Source organism: Pseudomonas sp. CFBP 8758 (assembly GCF_014841725.1).
In the GTDB taxonomy this organism is placed as follows: domain Bacteria; phylum Pseudomonadota; class Gammaproteobacteria; order Pseudomonadales; family Pseudomonadaceae; genus Aquipseudomonas; species Aquipseudomonas baltica.
Genome location: NZ_JACYUK010000002.1, coordinates 560,783 through 577,032, shown reverse-complemented (window position 1 = coordinate 577,032; position 16,250 = coordinate 560,783). Strand labels below are relative to the sequence as shown.

General features: G+C 51.3%; 17 protein-coding genes. 12 read left to right on the top strand and 5 right to left on the bottom strand.

Going from position 1 to position 16,250, the window contains the following annotated elements; translation table 11 throughout:
- Positions 1-16 precede the first annotated feature (16 nt).
- The 3 genes from IFT75_RS06445 (at position 17) to IFT75_RS06435 (ending at position 3,034) form a co-directional block, all read left to right on the top strand.
- Positions 17-1,444, top strand: coding sequence for an aldehyde dehydrogenase family protein (locus IFT75_RS06445; RefSeq protein ID WP_192053863.1), 1,428 nt, complete (start codon positions 17-19; stop codon positions 1,442-1,444).
- Between the two features lie 161 nt (positions 1,445-1,605).
- Positions 1,606-2,358, top strand: coding sequence for a FadR/GntR family transcriptional regulator (locus IFT75_RS06440; RefSeq protein ID WP_192053861.1), 753 nt, complete (start codon positions 1,606-1,608; stop codon positions 2,356-2,358).
- Positions 2,351-3,034, top strand: coding sequence for a cache domain-containing protein (locus IFT75_RS06435; protein WP_199864045.1), 684 nt, complete (start codon positions 2,351-2,353; stop codon positions 3,032-3,034). The genes IFT75_RS06440 and IFT75_RS06435 overlap by 8 nt, the downstream gene beginning before the upstream one ends.
- A gap of 188 nt (positions 3,035-3,222) precedes the next feature.
- Here the strand turns inward: IFT75_RS06435 and IFT75_RS06430 are convergent, their stop codons facing one another.
- Positions 3,223-3,852, bottom strand: a complete 630-nt coding sequence (locus tag IFT75_RS06430; RefSeq protein ID WP_192053859.1) for a TetR/AcrR family transcriptional regulator — start codon at positions 3,850-3,852, stop codon at positions 3,223-3,225.
- Positions 3,853-4,316: 464 nt separating this feature from the next.
- Between IFT75_RS06430 and IFT75_RS06425 the strand changes: the two genes are divergently transcribed.
- From IFT75_RS06425 to IFT75_RS06415, 3 genes are all read left to right on the top strand, one after another.
- Positions 4,317-5,120 (top strand): citryl-CoA lyase, encoded by an 804-nt coding sequence (locus IFT75_RS06425; RefSeq protein ID WP_192053857.1) that lies wholly within the window; start codon positions 4,317-4,319, stop codon positions 5,118-5,120.
- A 107-nt stretch (positions 5,121-5,227) separates the two neighbouring features.
- Positions 5,228-5,848 (top strand): TetR/AcrR family transcriptional regulator, encoded by a 621-nt coding sequence (locus IFT75_RS06420; protein WP_192053855.1) that lies wholly within the window; start codon positions 5,228-5,230, stop codon positions 5,846-5,848.
- Positions 5,849-5,933: 85 nt separating this feature from the next.
- Positions 5,934-6,785 (top strand): substrate-binding periplasmic protein, encoded by an 852-nt coding sequence (locus IFT75_RS06415; RefSeq protein WP_192053854.1) that lies wholly within the window; start codon positions 5,934-5,936, stop codon positions 6,783-6,785.
- A gap of 52 nt (positions 6,786-6,837) precedes the next feature.
- Here the strand turns inward: IFT75_RS06415 and IFT75_RS06410 are convergent, their stop codons facing one another.
- From IFT75_RS06410 to IFT75_RS06395, 4 genes are all read right to left on the bottom strand, one after another.
- Complete coding sequence (locus IFT75_RS06410; RefSeq protein WP_096140710.1) at positions 6,838-7,443, bottom strand: TetR/AcrR family transcriptional regulator; 606 nt, start codon at positions 7,441-7,443, stop codon at positions 6,838-6,840.
- 19 nt (positions 7,444-7,462) lie between these two features.
- On the bottom strand, positions 7,463-7,876 hold the full coding sequence (locus tag IFT75_RS06405; protein WP_192053852.1) for an acyl-CoA thioesterase: 414 nt from the start codon (positions 7,874-7,876) through the stop codon (positions 7,463-7,465).
- 195 nt (positions 7,877-8,071) lie between these two features.
- On the bottom strand, positions 8,072-9,652 hold the full coding sequence (locus IFT75_RS06400; RefSeq protein ID WP_192053850.1) for a phytoene desaturase family protein: 1,581 nt from the start codon (positions 9,650-9,652) through the stop codon (positions 8,072-8,074).
- Positions 9,653-9,675: 23 nt separating this feature from the next.
- Positions 9,676-10,065 (bottom strand): RidA family protein, encoded by a 390-nt coding sequence (locus IFT75_RS06395; protein ID WP_192053848.1) that lies wholly within the window; start codon positions 10,063-10,065, stop codon positions 9,676-9,678.
- A 278-nt stretch (positions 10,066-10,343) separates the two neighbouring features.
- On the opposite strand from IFT75_RS06395, the gene IFT75_RS06390 reads away from it, so the two are divergent.
- The 6 genes from IFT75_RS06390 (at position 10,344) to IFT75_RS06365 (ending at position 16,144) form a co-directional block, all read left to right on the top strand.
- Positions 10,344-11,129: an aspartate/glutamate racemase family protein gene (locus IFT75_RS06390; protein ID WP_192053846.1), complete on the top strand. Its 786-nt coding sequence runs from the start codon at positions 10,344-10,346 to the stop codon at positions 11,127-11,129.
- An 89-nt stretch (positions 11,130-11,218) separates the two neighbouring features.
- Positions 11,219-12,403: an acyl-CoA dehydrogenase family protein gene (locus tag IFT75_RS06385; protein WP_096140675.1), complete on the top strand. Its 1,185-nt coding sequence runs from the start codon at positions 11,219-11,221 to the stop codon at positions 12,401-12,403.
- Positions 12,400-13,236 (top strand): polysaccharide deacetylase family protein, encoded by an 837-nt coding sequence (locus tag IFT75_RS06380; RefSeq protein ID WP_192053844.1) that lies wholly within the window; start codon positions 12,400-12,402, stop codon positions 13,234-13,236. Before IFT75_RS06385 ends, IFT75_RS06380 begins: the two co-directional genes overlap by 4 nt.
- Positions 13,229-13,717 carry a MaoC/PaaZ C-terminal domain-containing protein gene (locus IFT75_RS06375; RefSeq protein ID WP_096140673.1) on the top strand — a complete coding sequence of 163 codons (489 nt, stop codon included), beginning with the start codon at positions 13,229-13,231 and terminating at the stop codon, positions 13,715-13,717. The genes IFT75_RS06380 and IFT75_RS06375 overlap by 8 nt, the downstream gene beginning before the upstream one ends.
- A gap of 50 nt (positions 13,718-13,767) precedes the next feature.
- Positions 13,768-15,264: a class I adenylate-forming enzyme family protein gene (locus tag IFT75_RS06370; RefSeq protein ID WP_192053842.1), complete on the top strand. Its 1,497-nt coding sequence runs from the start codon at positions 13,768-13,770 to the stop codon at positions 15,262-15,264.
- Positions 15,257-16,144, top strand: a complete 888-nt coding sequence (locus IFT75_RS06365) for a nitrilase-related carbon-nitrogen hydrolase (RefSeq protein ID WP_192053840.1) — start codon at positions 15,257-15,259, stop codon at positions 16,142-16,144. The genes IFT75_RS06370 and IFT75_RS06365 overlap by 8 nt, the downstream gene beginning before the upstream one ends.
- Positions 16,145-16,250 lie beyond the last annotated feature (106 nt).

Below are 16,250 nucleotides of genomic sequence, written 5' to 3'. Positions count from 1 at the left end.
TATTAAGGGGAATGCAGTGAGCAATACAAAGAAATTTTATATCGATGGCGCCTGGGTAGCTCCTACGGAATCAAATTTCCTGGATGTGATCGATCCATCCACAGAAGAGGCTTTTGACCAAATCGCTATGGGGACGGCTGCTGACGTTGACAAGGCTGTTGCCGCAGCCAAGGCGGCGTTTGACGGGTTTTCGACCACCTCAGTGTCGGAACGAGTCCACCTGCTTCAGCGGATTCTCAAAGGCTTCAACGAACGCAGAGAGGAAGTGGCTCAAATCACAACAAGGGAGATGGGGGCACCTATCTCCTTCGCCCGTGAAGCACAGACCTACACGTGCTCCGCGCATATTGAAGCGATGATCAAGATCCTAGAAGACTACCCATTCGAGGAACAGCACGGAACCACCCAGGTCACTAAGGAGGCTATTGGCGTAGTCGCGTTGATTACCCCGTGGAATTGGCCTCTGAATCAAATTATTTGCAAGGTAATTCCTGCTATTGCTGCAGGGTGCACCATCGTGCTCAAACCAAGCGAAATAGCACCTCTTGATGCAATCATATTTGCGGAGATTCTGCATGAAGCAGGGCTACCTAATGGTGTGTTCAACCTAGTGAATGGGGATGGCCCAAACGTGGGCGAGGCTCTATCTAGGCACCCCAATGTGGACATGATTTCCTTTACAGGCTCCACAAGAGCCGGAATTTTGGTGGCAAAAGCGGCTGCTGATACGGTCAAACGGGTTACCCAGGAACTAGGTGGGAAATCCGCCAATATTGTGTTGGATGATGCCAATATCGAGACTGCTGTCTCGACAGGTGTACGCATCTGCATGTCTAACAGCGGCCAATCATGCGATGCACCTACCCATATGTTGGTGCCGGCGACTTTTTATGAACAGGCGCTGGACGTAGCCGCAAGGACGGCCAATACGCTGATCGTGGGAGACCCTCAAGACGAGTCAGTTGAGCTAGGGCCGCTGGCGAGCGAAATGCAGCTCAACAAGGTGCAAGCGCTGATCCAGAGTGGGATCGATGAAGGCGCCAGGCTTGTCGCCGGCGGCGTGGGTACACCAAACGGCCTCACGAAAGGCTACTACGCGAAGCCGACTGTTTTCGCAGACGCTAAGTCGTCGATGGCTATTCTTCGCGAGGAGATATTCGGGCCTGTATTAGTCATTTCCGCGTACAGCACGGAACAAGAAGCCCTTGCCATCGCGAACAGCAGTCACTATGGATTGGCCGGATACGTTCAATCCTCTGATATCGACCGCGCTCGCTTGGTGGCCCGCAAACTGCGGGCTGGATCGGTTTTCATCAATTATCCGGACTGGGACGTCATGGCTCCATTTGGGGGATACAAGCAATCCGGGAATGGCCGGGAGGGCGGCCCGCATGCGTTGACCGAGTACTTGGAGGTCAAAGCAACGGTAGGTTATTACAGCTAAGCTGAACACCTGACGAAAGGTGTCGCTTACAAGCGAGGCCACGACCCGGATAGAGACATTCCGGGTCGCATAGGTTGGTCATGACCGATAGAATGGGGAGTAATCATTTGTCCCATAGGACGCTCATGGCTCTCGGTTCAGATCTCCCGCAGGGAGTGACCATGTTTTCGTTGCGACCTCAGCACCTTACTGGGGTCAGCTCAGTGGTGACGCGCTTACGCACAGCTATTGATCTTGGCTTCTTTGAAGACGGAGAGATGCTGCCCAAAGAAGCAGCCTTATCCAAGGAGCTTCACGTTACTGCCTTCACTCTTCGCGAGGCGTTAGCTGAGCTGCGCCTGGAAGGTTTAGTCGATACCAAGCCTGGACGAGGCGGCGGCACGTTCGTGCAGCGCACATCCCGGGTGGCCCATGATAAAGCGGAAATTCGACTGAAAGACTTATCTGCTACGGCTCTTAGAGACCTGTCGGATTGGAAAGCAATGCTCCTAGGTGAGGCGGCCGAGCTCGCGGCTAGCCGCGCTTCACCGTCGAATATTGCGCGTTTGGAGGAATACTGCAATCGAGTGCTTAGTGCTACTAGCGCAATTGCAGCCTGCCGAGCACACGCCAGGTTCGACATCGAGCTAGCAGCAGCGGCTCAGTCAGTCAGATTAAGCTCAGCAGCGCTTCATACTTACGAAGAATATAGCTGGCTTCTCGCGCTCGCCCACGAAGACCAAGGGTATACAGAAGAGTGCGCTCAGACACTTGCAGCGGTGACAAAGATGGTGGGCCAAAGGTTGGTGCATGAGGCCGGTACGCTTGCTCGTGACAGAACGCGAATATCCTTCGAATCTTTGGCCAAGAAGCGTCTGAGCTTGATTGCTTCACGATCACACCAACAAGCACTTCGAGGCCATACCGTTGAATGATTTTCTAAAGCAGGCCGCCTGCTCTGCATTTGAAAAGGTCTTCGGTGAATTAAGACTGATAAGCAGCCAATTCACCCAACTAATCGAAAACAAGTCAGCTCAAAATAGCAAAGTTGCGGAGTCTGATGTCAAGCACATGCGACCCAGTCTTGTGAAAGCGCTCATGCGCCTGGATGGATCTGCCTTTTCGTTGGGCATTATTTTAGATGAGAACGTTATCCCAGGGACAGACTACGCGCTCAGCTGGCTAGAACTCTCATCAGATGGAAGCATCCAGGAAGACTCCAATAGTCGCTATCCTTGGCGTGGTAATTTTTACGAGTACACCAAGGCTGAGTGGATGAGCCTCCCTCGGCTCAATCGAGAGCCTGTGGTCGTCGGGCCCTATGTCGACTTTGATAAGTACTTGCTCACCTTAGCCGTGCCGATCGTTGTATCCGATCATTTCATAGGCGTAGCAGCTGCAGACGTAAGGCTGGATGACTTCGAACGCTCTGTGGCTTACCCGCTTTCAAGATTCGAGCTACCGTGCTTGATTGTCAACTCTGAGGGCCGAGTTGTCGTGTCCAATACCACCTCTCACCCTGTTGGATCAATCAATGGAGCATATAAAACGTTGGGCACACCAATGCAGCTCTGTGGCTGGAGGATCATTCTGATTGAAGCAGCCTGCTAGACCTAACATCCGATGCTTAGCCGATATTCACTGCTTGAAGTTTCAAAGAATGCGACGCATCGTGCTTACTTATTAAAAATAGTTCAAAACAAGCGTAGCTTTAATTCATTTATGCTGATACCACTCTTCTGCACGGATGACATGAGTAGCTGTGAGTCTAAAATTCCAGCCTCGCCCCAAGAGAAACATTAAACAGGTTCTTTATAAGCAATAACAAATCTATTCGCCATTCTTTTTAGAAGATCAAGAGACTGCAGAATCTCATCGTTTCCGACCGTTCGGTTACTCAAGATACCCTCCAGGCTAGCTAAGATGATTTTGGCAGTGAATCTAAGCTCGGGGCAATCGAACGACTTCGTTGAATGTCCATGTGCGATTATTCGCCACAAACTGTTGACCCGCTTGTCTCTCAGAGAGCGTAGAGTTGCCTGTAAGCTTTCGGGAAGCGCCGACAATTCTTGTCTTGCCAAGTGGTGCCGTTGCCGAGCAGAAACGCCATATTCCACATAAGCAGTAACATAGGCATCTAGTTCAGTTGTGGCTGTACGTGCACATTTGACGCGTACTGATGCTGCTTCATGCAAACCTATCTCATACCCCTCTATAAGCCTGAACAACAAGCACTCTTTCCCGCCTGTGAGTTTATGCATCGAACCTATAGGTATCTCGGCCGCCGATGCAATGTCCCTCAGGCTAACTGCCGCGGATCCTTTTTCAAGAAATGACCTGGTTGCCACCTCATGCATTCGATCAACATCATTGGCGCGTGCGGGCGATCCAATGTGGCTCAGCTCTTCAATTCTAGGCCGATCTTTCATCCGAGCATCCCCATTTTCCAAGCCGAATGCTGAGCCTATACAGGTTAGGCACAGCCTAAAAAGCAATAATACCCTATGGTCACTTTATCAGACCACAGGGTATTTTCAGGGTGAAGAATGATCTTTTTACAGACGGAAGCTGGCTGCTGATGCTGCCCTATCACCTCTGATCGCTCCTGGGGACATGGGGAAACCGCCTGCCGCTTATCTGGCAGCGTAAGCCTTCGATTTCACGAGCAGAGAAAGCCCATCGGATGTGCTGACGGCGACTGGGCGCTGCGTGACTCATGGGGCAATGGCTAGCCTGTGACGTGCAATCAGCGCATGCCAATGCCACTCCTCGGGTGACTGACCAACCAGTCATTCTTTCTAACTGACCCGCTAGACAAAAAAACAGACCTGCCATACGATGGATGTACACCGGCCCAATGGCGCCGCCGTCACACCGCTTTAAGGACATCCACATGAGCACAGAGCAAAATCGTTATTGGCAAACATCGGTAAGCGACGTCGAGAACAACACCGTCTACATCCGCGGTTATGATCTGAGTGATTTGATCGGCAAGCTGAGCTTCCCAGAAGCAACGTTTTTGCTCATCCGGGGCCGTCTGCCGTCAGCGGGCGAGGCAAAAATGATCGATGGGGTTCTGTGCTCAGTACTGGATTACGCTCTGAAAAAGCCTGGCACAGCCGCCGCGCGCTACTGTGTATCCAGCAATCCTTCTATGGTCGCCGGCCTTGCTACGGCGGTGTTATCGGCTGGCGAGTACTCGCTGGCACCCGATCAGACTGGCCATTTCCTGAACCAGACACTGCCTAACGCACGAAGCGCTGCAAGCCTTGACGAGGCTGCTAGCGCATTGGTCGATGGCATGCGAGCTCGAAAAGAACGAGTTCCAGGCCTGGGTCATCCGGCTTTTCGCTTCACCGATCCTCGCGCTCAGCAGCTGAAAGCATTGGCATTGGAGTGTGGCGTTTGGGGTGATGTATGTGAATGGTATGAAGCCATTCACAAGGCGTTCACCACCCAAGCAAATAAGCCTGAAATCGTCATCAATGAAGTAGGCATGATGGGCGCTATTTTGGCTCAGATGGGCTTTACGCCTGCTGAAATGACTGGTCTTGCCGTGATTTCAACCATGCCAGGTGTTGTGGCGCACATCTCGGAAGAAATGCAGAGCAAAGTCCGCATCCGGGTCATTCCAGATGTAAACGTTGATTACGCCCGCGACCGTCGCTCGTTTGCTGAGGATTACTCAGCCAGTTGATCTACCAGTTTCGGTTCCTCTGTTTCTGACGATTTTGTCAGCCGCCCGTGAGATTGCTGCTTCCCGGGCGGATTATTTTGACTCGACGCTCGTCGCCCAAGGTAAACATGGCCGCAATTTTTGAAGACGTCCTGACCAATGGCACTGAAGCCAGAAAATTGGATACAGGGAAGGCGGTAAAGGAGGCGGCTCTTGAGCTGTTTTCAATACACGGCTACCCCTCTGTCAGTCTTCGTCATCTTGCAGAATCGGTAGGCATCCAAGTGGGATCACTCTATAACCACATGGAGAACAAGCAAGAGCTCCTCTTTGAACTCATTGAGGAAGCAGAGCACGTACTGCTGAGCGCAATCCGGCCTTCGAAACGGAGCAAGAAGGTCGCCATCAAACTTCTGGAATGCTACGTCCAGTGCCACCTACGTTTCATTTATGAAAATCGTTGTCACCATGTACTAGCAACGCGCGATTCGGGTTATCTTTCACAACAACAGTTAGAAATGATATTAGCGATCCGTAATGAGCAGGTAGCAGTCCTACAGGACATTCTGACATTAGGCAACTCACAGAACACTTTTAGCGTTAGCGATGTGACGCTTACGACAGGTGCGATTCGCGCTTTGTTAGAAGGTGTTTTTCAGCAACTAGACCCATCAAATCTTAATTACACATATGCTAAAGAAAAAATTGCTTCGCTGATACTTTGCGTTGTTGGCTACAGGAACTCATAGCATTAAAAAACAAAATACCTGAATGCGTCACTGCTTTACTTAGTTTCAAGTCCTGCCTAACTAATAATATCTTCGGAGAATCAAAATGGTAAGCAAAAGTACTGCAGTAAAACTCGGTGTTGTCGTGATCGCAGGCGTGTTCAACCTAGTACCATCCATCGCCTCCGCGGCGGATTGCAAGCCAGCAGACAAATTCTCGACGCTGGAGCCAGGTGTTTTGAAGGTCACATCAGCGGTCGTACCTCCCTACATCGTTCAGGCTGAAGATGGCAAAACTGCAGCTGGCATCGACGCTTTCGTCATGGAGGCTTTCGCCAAGGCCAATTGCCTAGAAGTCCAACACCAGTTCACCGATTCGGCAGCGGCTATCCAGTACGTTGTAGCAGGTCGTTCAGACGTTGCGGTAGGCGCGTGGTACCGCACTGCCGAACGCGCGAAGGTACTGGGTGTCAGCGCACCCGTATACCTAGAACAAACAGCCATCTATTCGCGCGAGGGACTTACGCAGTTCTCTCAGCTTAAAGGAAGGAAGGTAGGAACCGTGCAGGGCTACCTGTGGGTGCCAGAGCTAAAGAAAATGTATGGCTCGGATCTAAATCTCTATCCTACTGCAGTTGCACTTGCACAAGACTTGAGCAGTGGGCGTATCAGCGCGGCAGTCAACACTTATTCCATAGGCGTGGAAACGCAGAAGCAAGGCGGAATGCCTAAGGACATACAGGTCAAGGTCGCGACTCCAGACCCGGCAGTCAAGTCGTCCATCGAACCCGCACAAACTGCTTATCTGTACAAAAAAGGGAACCAGGAATTGGGGCAGGCCATGGATCGGCTCATCAAGGAGCTGCAAGACAATGGTTCGCTGGGAAAAGAGCTTCAAAAAGCAGGGCTGGATGCAAGTGCCGCGACTCCGGGTACGCCACGTTATGCTGATCAATAAGTCCTAACGTAATGCGCCTTCATCGGAGGGCGCATGCCTGCTATTGCTCTTATTACGTCAAATATCCCTTTGACATGATGCTGCAGTAATAGCCGGCAATTTGCTCAGCTGTATGACTTCCATTGTCATTGAACCAGGTATGAGACCAGTTGCACATGCCCAGGAAGCCCGACACAGCAATATGCGATGGAATATCGACAAAGACACCCTCCTTGACGCCCTCATGGTAGACCTTCTCAATTGACGCATCGTATTCACGCTTACGCTTGCGCATCAGATTTTGCTGCTCTGGCTCCAGCTCACTTTCATCACGAAAGTAGATAGCAGTCCAGTGCTTACGCTTCATTACCTGAAGCGCATGTTGATAAAGAATCTCGTGCAGAGTCTCAGTTGGAGACAGCGACTTTCCGATCACCTCGTCTATAGCCTGCTGGTAGCTTTCATACATTCTGTTGAAGATCTGCCAGAGTATCTCGTTTTTATTTTTAAAGTAATAATAAACCACCGACTTTGTGTACCCCAACCCAGCAGCGATGTCGTTGATGGTGATGGCGCGAAAACCTTTGTCAGCAAAAAGAATGGCGGCAGTGGACAAGATTTCATCCTGTACATAGGCCTGTTTTTTTAGCTTTAGCTGGTCACGAAGATCGATAGTCACAGTGTCACCTTGATAAATTTTATTGCTGCTTAAGAAGTGCAGCACCTGCATTGATACGAACAGCGTCAGGTAGGCTCATCGATTCACGCTTGGTCAAATTAAAGTACACGGACGTCATCTCGATATCGGCGCAAATTTGGCCTTCGATGTTGAGCAAATCATGATGGGTAACCAACGAGCTATTCCCTACTTTTACAACTTGGCTACGTACGCTGAACAAATCACCGATTTTTAGCTCGCTTGAATAATTGATAACGTACTTGACGTCCGCCCACCCTTCGCCTTTCGAGTTCCGCCAGTCAGGATGGTAGCCCAAAGAAGCAATGAAATGCCAAAACGCTTGATCGAATGCAGCAACGTAATACTGCACTGTCATATGCCCCATGGCATCCGTCTGGGCGGGGTAAACGACTCCTCGATATGTATATTCCATCTACACCTCTTGATAAGCCGTGCAGCAGGATCAAAGCTATTCCCAGGGGCAAGGATTTCGCATTGTCTTTTTTTTGGACTTGCGAGTCAAATTAATCTTCCTAGAGGTGCTTTTGATGCTATTGCTACGATTTAGTGACAAAAAAAACCCCATGCGCGAGTCAACGCTCGGCACGGGGAACCCTGCGATCTGACGTTAGAAATCGGCGAGAATGACCCTTGATGCGTTATATCCCGGCACTCCAGTAACCCCACCACCTGGGTGCGTCGAAGCGCCACACATGTATAGGCCGTTAACAGGCGTCTTGTAGTCCGCGTACTGAGCGATTGGACGACGGAAAAAAATCTGATCGATACTCAGCTCGCCATGGTGAACATGGCCGTCTGTCATGCCAAACATCTTCTCAATGTCGATAGGCGTTAGTACCTGCTTATGCACTACCAGATCACGGAAACCAGGCGCGTACCGTTCAATCTGAGCAACGACACGGTCAAACAGCTCCTCTTTGGTAACCTCATCCCATGGACGCCCATCCTTGAGACTGTACGGAACATGTCCACCAAGCAAGCTAAGCGTGTGCATGCCTTCGGGGGCACATGTCGTATCAAACGCGCTTGGAGTGAGAATCCACATGTAGGGATGCTCCGCGATTCGTCCATGCTGGCCAGACTCAAACGCCTCTTGAAGCTCGGTAAGATTCTCGGCGATCGTAATTGAACCTGGCACCTGCAAGTCTTTCCCTACCAAGCAGTTCCACTTCGGCAATCCAGACAGCGCCATATTGATCTTGAACGTTGTAGATTGCGTCCTGATCCGTTTGACGCGAGCAATCACCTCGGCTGGCACGTGTTCCGGCTTCAGTAAATGAAGAAATAGCGTTTTAGCGTTCGCGTTGGCCACTACTTTCTTGGCCCGAACCACCTCCCCGCTGTCGAGCAGGACACCTGAAGCGCGTCCATTCTCAACTACAATTTCTTTCACGGGGGCGTTGCATCGAAGGTCTACGCCCAGATCTTGACAACTGCGTTCAAGCGCCTTGGCGATAGCGCCCATACCGCCTTGAACGAGTCCACCTGGGCCTGCGGCAGTATCGCTTTCACGAAGATAAGGTCGTGCCAGAACATAGGCGGAGCCTGGGCTCATAGGGCCGATATTGCCGCCGCTGCCCGAAGCGTAGCAACCAAATACGGTGAGCACCTGAGGGTTCGAGAACCACCGTTTCAGGTAGTCATGACAGCTCATCGTCAGCAGATCCCATATGTCATAAAACATGGGGCCAGCTTTGCGCATTCGCCAAATCAAACCTGCGGATTTCGTCAGATCCTTAACCTTACCCGTCGTGAAATCTACCGGCACCTCGAAAATGAGCTCTCGAAGATGCGCCACCAGCTTACGCATGTGTGCGGTAAATTCAGGATAGGCATCAGCATCCTCCTGCGAGTACTTGCGCAATTCGTCGCTCATGCGCGACGCCTCTGGCCAATACGTTACAGATGTGCCGTCCAAAAACGGGTGTATGCCTGGATTGATATCAAGAACCTTAACCCCGTACTTCATGAGATTGAGGTCGATCATGATCTTGGGCTGAAGTAGGGACATCCAGTAGGAGGCCACGGACAAATGAAATCCTGGCCATAGCTCCTCAGTGACCGCAGCCCCGCCCAAGATGTGACGACGCTCCAGCACACAAACCTTTTTGCCGGCTTTGGCCAGGTATGCTGCACACACCAAACCGTTGTGCCCGCCGCCAACTATTACCGCATCGTACTCGGCCATTACCATTCTCGCTTAAGCAGAATTTAACGAGGGATCAGAGCCACGCCTTCGATCTCGATCTTGATGGCAGGGTCATAAAGCCCTGCAACGGTGACGAGCGCATTGGCAGGCGGGCAATCCATATTCACAAAGGAGTTTCGAACTTTCTTAAAGGCAGCCAGGCCTTCAGGGCTTGGATCAGTGATATAGGTCGTCATTTTGGCCAATGCCTCGAACCCTACTCCGGCCGCTGCCAGGGTCTTACCCATATTTTCGAAAGCAGCTTGAACCTGAGCTTCGAAACCGCCTGTTACCGGCTCGCCTGCATCGTCGGTGCCGACATGGCCAGACAAGAACAACAACTCACCCTCACTAACCAACGTGCCCATCGACACGCCTGGATAACCGCTGCCTGCATTGATGCCTTTGATCATGCTGTTCACTCCTGGTTGGGGGCTGGATGCGAGAAAAATCACCATCATCCAAAAAAACTGACCGCTGGGTATCCAATTTATACGGTGAGTCGCTATGATGCAAGGGTCGATCAGGCTGATGTCACAGCACGCGTGGCGGGGAGAGCTGGATGCTGTTTTGGTACTCAGCAGGCTCTTGACTCTCTCAAAGATTTCCGCATACTGACCCAACGGTCTAATTTTTAATACGGTGGGTACGTTGAGCTGTTCAGCTCTCCGCCCCGTTTGGAGAAATGGTCATGGGCGTCAGAATCAACTTCATCAATCCTTTCGGAACGCCGGCGTACAACGGGCTGATCACCGAGACTCTTGAGCCTTACCTGAATGACGGGAATGAGCTGGTTGTCACCAACGTGGAAAACTGCCCAGAGAACTGCGATTGGTGGTATCCAAAGCACCTTACTGAAGAAGTTCTCTTCGAGTGCATCATCGATGCTGAAAAGAAAGGTTTCGACGCAGTCATCGTAGGCTGCTGTAACGATCCAGGTGTCCGAGCCGCGCGCGAGCTCGTTGACATTCCTGTAGTTGGGACTTTGGAAGCAACCATGCAGCACGCTTCCTATTTCGGCCATGATTACCTACTGGTAACTGACCACCGCAAATCTGCAGCGTACATGCGTGACTTGGTACGTATTTACGGCCAAAGCGAACAATGTAAGGACGTGCGTTACATCAATTGGTACATCACCGACATGATCAATGATTATGAAGGTGTAGCTAAAGACGCTTTAGCCGCATCAGCCAAAGCGATGGAAGATGGCGGCGTCGAGTCGGTCATTCTCGCGTGCACCATCATCTCCGCCTGCACTGAAAAATGGCTTCTGACGAGTGGTGCACCCCGTCAAACTACGATCCTCAACCCTAATACATTCGCATTGAAGATGGCCGAATCACTCGGTCTCCTTCATCAACTAGGCGCGTACGGTATTAGCCGTGCAGGTTATTACGAAAAAATGCAGCAGCGTCGTCCAGAAGAGTTCACTGAAGTTCGTGAGAAATATGGCCGTGCTGCTCGCTTTAAGTAAATAGCGTCAAACAGTCAGGCTTGCCATTCAAAAGACTGAGTTTCAGATTAGCTCCGTATCAGCGTATTACCGCTCTAGAGGTTATTACAGTGAGCCGACATACCGATTTTACTGATATCGAAAACGATATCATTGACACCGTTACTAAATACATCGCTCGTGAAGTGCGCCCGCACGCTCACGAGATGGATCGCAGCAAGACCTTCCCTACCGAAATGTTGGCAGCGATGAAGGAGATGGGTTTGTTCGGTTTGGCCATTCCTGAAGAGTACGGCGGGTTTCAGCTGCGTCTTCCCGTATTTGCAGTGGTAATGGAGACGATTGCAGCGGGTTGGACGACGCTCGCGGCTTATATCAATAGTCATTGCACTGTGGCTTACGCAATCGCCAAATATGGCACCGAAGAGCAAAAGCAGGCCTATCTCCCATCGATGGCAACTGGTGAGCACCGTGGTGCTCTGTTGCTGACTGAACCTGGGGCCGGCTCTGACCTGCAATCAATCAGGACAGTTGCTACCCCTACTGAAGAAGGGTTCACGATTAGTGGCAGCAAAATCTTCGTCACCAATGGGGCCAAGGCCACAATTCTACTGACCCTTGCTCGTACCAGCTTTGACGAAGGAACCAATAAGCCTCGTTCCAGCCTTTTCTTGATCGATAAAACTCAAGAAGGGGTCAGTGTCACCAGCGAATTCCACAAAATGGCGTATGGCCTGGTTGATACGATGGAAATCGTGTTGGACAAGGTCGTAGCCTCGAAAACCGCCGTGCTGGGCGGTGCTACCGGTAAAGGCATGCGGCATTTGCTTGATGCTTTGGAGGTAGGTCGAATTGCTATCGCTGCGAGCGCCGTGGGTCTTGCGGCAAACGCTTTGAGCGAGGCCAAGCGCTACGCCGGCGATCGTAAGTCATTTGGGGTAGCCATTGATCAGCATCAGGCTGTTCAGCTCAGACTCGCTGAAATGGCAACCAAGCTTGTTGCTGCTCGATTGATGACCGCAGAAGCGGCACGAGCCAAGGAGTCAGGTGAACGCGCCGATATGCTTTCTGGCATGGCAAAGCTTCTGGCTAGCGAGTCTGCTCGGGACATCACAGAAGACGCATTGAGAATCCACGGTGGCTACGGTTACATCGACGAATTTGTCGTAGAGCGCCTCTACCGAGAAGCGCCTCTATACATCGTCGGTGAGGGTACGAACGACATTCAGAAATTGGTCATTGCCCGCCGCCTGATTGACGAGTCTGAGGCCGACGTTTTGAGGCTTCCACAATGACCACCGTTTGCCTGACGTTTGATTTCGACGGCGTTGCAATTTGGTTGAGCACCTTTAAGCAGGTATCCCCTACCCCTCTGTCGAGGGGCGAGTTCGGCGCTGAGGTCGGCATGCCGCGCCTCCTGGACGTGCTGAAACGCTGTGGAGTGCCTGCCACGTTTTTTGTGCCAGCACATACGGCAACTTCGTATCCAGACTTGGTCAAGCGGATCATCGCTGAAGGTCATGAGGTAGCTTGTCACGGCTATATCCACGAGTCTCCTGTCGGATTGGAGCTAGCCGAAGAACGCGCGCTCTTAGCCAAAAGCATGGACACGCTGCAAGCCGTTACCGGCGTTCGTCCCATAGGCTATCGCTCTCCGGCCTGGGATCTCAGCGCTAACACCATTGATCTCTTGGAGGAACATGGGCTGATCTATGACAGCAGCCTTATGTCCAACGATTTTAATGTCTTCTATGCACGTAAACATGACGTACTGACTGAAGAGCGCTTCACTCACGGCCCTGAAAGCGCAGTCCTCGAATTCCCAGTGGCTTGGGAGCTCGATGATTACCCTTACTTCCAATTCAATGTTCGACCTTTGAATACGGGTTTAAGGCTACCGAGTGATGTGTTCAAAGCATGGTCTTCTGAATTCGATTATGCCCACTCGGTGTCGGGAATATTCACGCTGACGTGTCATCCCGAGATAATTGGTCGCGGCCCTCGAATAACGATGCTGGAACAGCTCATTTCTTACATGCAACAGCCTAATGTCGAGTTTTCGACGATGGGCGCTGCTGCGCAAAAGCTCAATACCAAAGTTCTTAAACAGGAGCAAAACAATGTCTGACACCGCACAAGCAGTTGAACGCGCTGGGATCGGCCAGAACGCCTTGTACTTCGACGAGCTGGAGGTGGGCAAGGAGTGGAACTCACCTCGCCGCACCATCACTGAGGCTGACATTGTCATGTTCGCCGCACTGACTGGTGACCACAACCCCGTCCATACCGACGAAGAATTTGCAAAAAGTACGGTCTTTGGCGGGCGCATCCTCCATGGCCCAGCAGGCTTTGCGATCGCTACTGGCTTGGAAAGCCGCCTGGGAATCAAGGAAGGCACTGCAATCGCCTTTTTGGGCATGACATGGGATCTGCGTGGCCCGATCAAAATTGGCGATACAATTCACGTTTACCAACGTGTGGACTCCAAACGTGAGACCAAAAAGCCAGGCGTCGGCATTGTTAATTTCCATGTTTCCTTGAGGAATCAGCGAGGCGAGTCGGTTCAGGAAGGTGAATGGAAAATTATGATGCATTGCAAGCCAGTCTGAGAACTCGATAAACCCCTCACGCACAAACGTTCCATCCGAGGTCAAGTGTCATGATTTTGAAAAGCATCGAAGCCGTCGCCCACAAAAACCCAGACGCCATGGCGTTGCGGTTTGAAGACAAAGCATTCACTTATGGCGGTTTGGTGCGTGAGGTGTATCGCATTGCCAACGTACTACGTGCGAGAGGTCTAAGTAACACGTCGACGTTGGCGGTGTACTGCGAGAACAGCAGCGATATCCTTGTACTTTACTATGCGATGGCAAAGCTGGGAGGGACATTCGTGCCCATCAACGCGGGCCTGAGCAGCGCTGAAGTCGCCTACATTTTAGAACATGCACACGCAAAGCTTTTGCTTACCGACGAGAAGCTGACGGCTAACGCCAATGAGGCGGCAAGTGGATTGGATTGTCAGGTGTATCAGGCGACGGATTTCTTCGTTGCCACGCCAGTTCTTGAGACGATCTATGCTGAAGAGACTCCATCGGCTCACTTCTTGATTATTTATACGTCGGGCTCCACAGGCATACCCAAGGCGGTTCTGTTCGACCAAAAGGCAGAAACCGCTGGCAATCAGTCATTGATTGATATGTGGCAGATTACGCCCGCAGACAAGATGCTGGTAGCACTACCACTTGGTTTTCTGTACGGATTATCGACCGCTGCTGCCACTGGAATTCAAGCCGGTTGCGAAGTTGTAGTGCTGCGGCGCTTTCGACCTCAGGATGTTTTGGAAGCAATCATCCATCACGGCATCACCGTCTTTCAGGGTGTGCCGACAATGTTCTCCATGATGGTGGAATACGCAGAGCAAAATTCGCTGAATTATGACCTTTCGGGCGTGCGCCTTCTCATTTCAGCGGGAGCTCCCTTGCCGATGGAACTGCGGCAGCGTTTCACCGCAAGATTTGGAGCGGAGATTCAAGATTACTACGCGCTTACTGAAGTGCGGCCCGTGTTCGGCAAATTTGCAGCCGATCATGATCCTGTGCCGGCGGGAGCCATTGGTAAGGCATCACCAGGGGTCGAAATAAAGGTGGTGAGCAGTTCGGGAGCTGTCTTACCGGCCAATGTGACAGGAGAAATCATAGTACGAGCCCCGGCCACCACGTCAGGTTATCTTAACGCCCAGGCTCTCACCGAGGCTTCTTTTGATAATGGTTTTTTCCGTACAGGCGATCTTGGCCATTTTGATACCAGGGGCTACTTCTACCTCACTGGCAGAATCAAAGACATTATCATCCGCGGTGGCGCCAATATCGCCCCAGCAGAGGTTGAGGGAGTCCTCCTAACCCACCAGGATATTCAATCCTGTGGAGTAATAGGGGTAGAAGACCAAAAATTTGGTGAGTTACCGGTAGCATTTTACGTATCACGTACTAATCACCCAGTGAACACGCAAGCGCTAACTGATCATTGTCGACATGTGCTCGCGGACTTTAAGGTGCCGGCACATTTTGTTCACTTGTACGAAATGCCGCTGGGCAATACGGGGAAGATTGACAAGAAGGCATTGTCGAGCTACTGGAAGGGGACACAAAATGTCTAACTCGCTGAAGGTTTCAATCTCTGCCTACACAATAAAGCCTGCTCGCTCTCTCGATGATTTTTTGCAGGATATTGAGACGAAGGTCAAAGAAGCGCAGGTGGCAGGCAGTGCAGTCCTCGTACTGCCGGAGTTTGTCGGGATGGGTTTACTATGGAGCCACGATCAGGCTGCCACGGTAGACAACACCACCGTTGCAGCATTCTATCGCACCGTATTTAACCCGCTATACGACGGCTACAAGCTTGGGATGTCTGCACTGGCTCAGCGTCATAATGTCACCATTGTAGGTGCTACCTATTGGCATGAGGTCGATGACAAGGCCTTCAACACAAGCTTTGTATTTAGACCGGATGGTACTGTTCTAGAGCAGGACAAAATACACCTCACACGCGGTGAAAAAGCGATTAATACCTGTGGTGGGAGTGCGTTGAATGTCTTCGAAATTGAAGGCGTACAGTGTGGCATGTATGTCTGCTACGACGTGCAATATCCTGAGCTTTCCAGGCATTTAGCGGATCAGGGAGTGGAGGTGATTTTCGTTCCTACGCTTACTGAAACTCGCGGCGCTTGGAGAGAATGGCATAGTGGACACGCCCGCGCGCTGGAAAATCAGATGTATGTTTGCGTCTCTCCTCTTCTTGGGGCACTGGACATTCCGAATGACTACCGCACAGTTTGCAAAGGGCAAGCGTTTGTCGCATGCCCGATAGATAACAGATTCAAAATAGATGATGGCACATATGCCTCGGCAGAAATGAACACCGAGGCGCTGGTGCACACTGTTCTTGATCTCGACCTTCTTAGACTGTCTCGCGCGAAAGGAGAGGTTAAACAACTCACGGATCGCCGGCCTGATGTGTATGAGAAATTATCCCGTTAATTCATAAAGCATGACGCTGTAGCATGAGCCTTCGGCCAAAACAAAAATAACAAATACTGCTCGACTTTAGACTGCTGTTGTTCAGATCAAGGCGTCCCGGCCATCT

Bases quoted from the DNA above. Each gene is read 5' to 3' on its own strand.
- IFT75_RS06420 (WP_192053855.1), top strand. From the start codon at position 5,228: ATGGCCGCAATTTTTGAAGACGTCCTGACCAATGGCACTGAAGCCAGA.
- IFT75_RS06375 (WP_096140673.1), top strand. From the start codon at position 13,229: ATGTCTGACACCGCACAAGCAGTTGAACGCGCTGGGATCGGCCAGAAC.
- IFT75_RS06405 (WP_192053852.1), bottom strand. From the start codon at position 7,876: ATGGAATATACATATCGAGGAGTCGTTTACCCCGCCCAGACGGATGCC.
- IFT75_RS06395 (WP_192053848.1), bottom strand. From the start codon at position 10,065: ATGATCAAAGGCATCAATGCAGGCAGCGGTTATCCAGGCGTGTCGATG.
- IFT75_RS06440 (WP_192053861.1), top strand. From the start codon at position 1,606: ATGTTTTCGTTGCGACCTCAGCACCTTACTGGGGTCAGCTCAGTGGTG.
- IFT75_RS06380 (WP_192053844.1), top strand. From the start codon at position 12,400: ATGACCACCGTTTGCCTGACGTTTGATTTCGACGGCGTTGCAATTTGG.
- IFT75_RS06425 (WP_192053857.1), top strand. From the start codon at position 4,317: ATGAGCACAGAGCAAAATCGTTATTGGCAAACATCGGTAAGCGACGTC.
- IFT75_RS06390 (WP_192053846.1), top strand. From the start codon at position 10,344: ATGGGCGTCAGAATCAACTTCATCAATCCTTTCGGAACGCCGGCGTAC.
- IFT75_RS06415 (WP_192053854.1), top strand. From the start codon at position 5,934: ATGGTAAGCAAAAGTACTGCAGTAAAACTCGGTGTTGTCGTGATCGCA.
- IFT75_RS06365 (WP_192053840.1), top strand. From the start codon at position 15,257: ATGTCTAACTCGCTGAAGGTTTCAATCTCTGCCTACACAATAAAGCCT.
- IFT75_RS06400 (WP_192053850.1), bottom strand. From the start codon at position 9,652: ATGGCCGAGTACGATGCGGTAATAGTTGGCGGCGGGCACAACGGTTTG.
- IFT75_RS06430 (WP_192053859.1), bottom strand. From the start codon at position 3,852: ATGAAAGATCGGCCTAGAATTGAAGAGCTGAGCCACATTGGATCGCCC.
- IFT75_RS06370 (WP_192053842.1), top strand. From the start codon at position 13,768: ATGATTTTGAAAAGCATCGAAGCCGTCGCCCACAAAAACCCAGACGCC.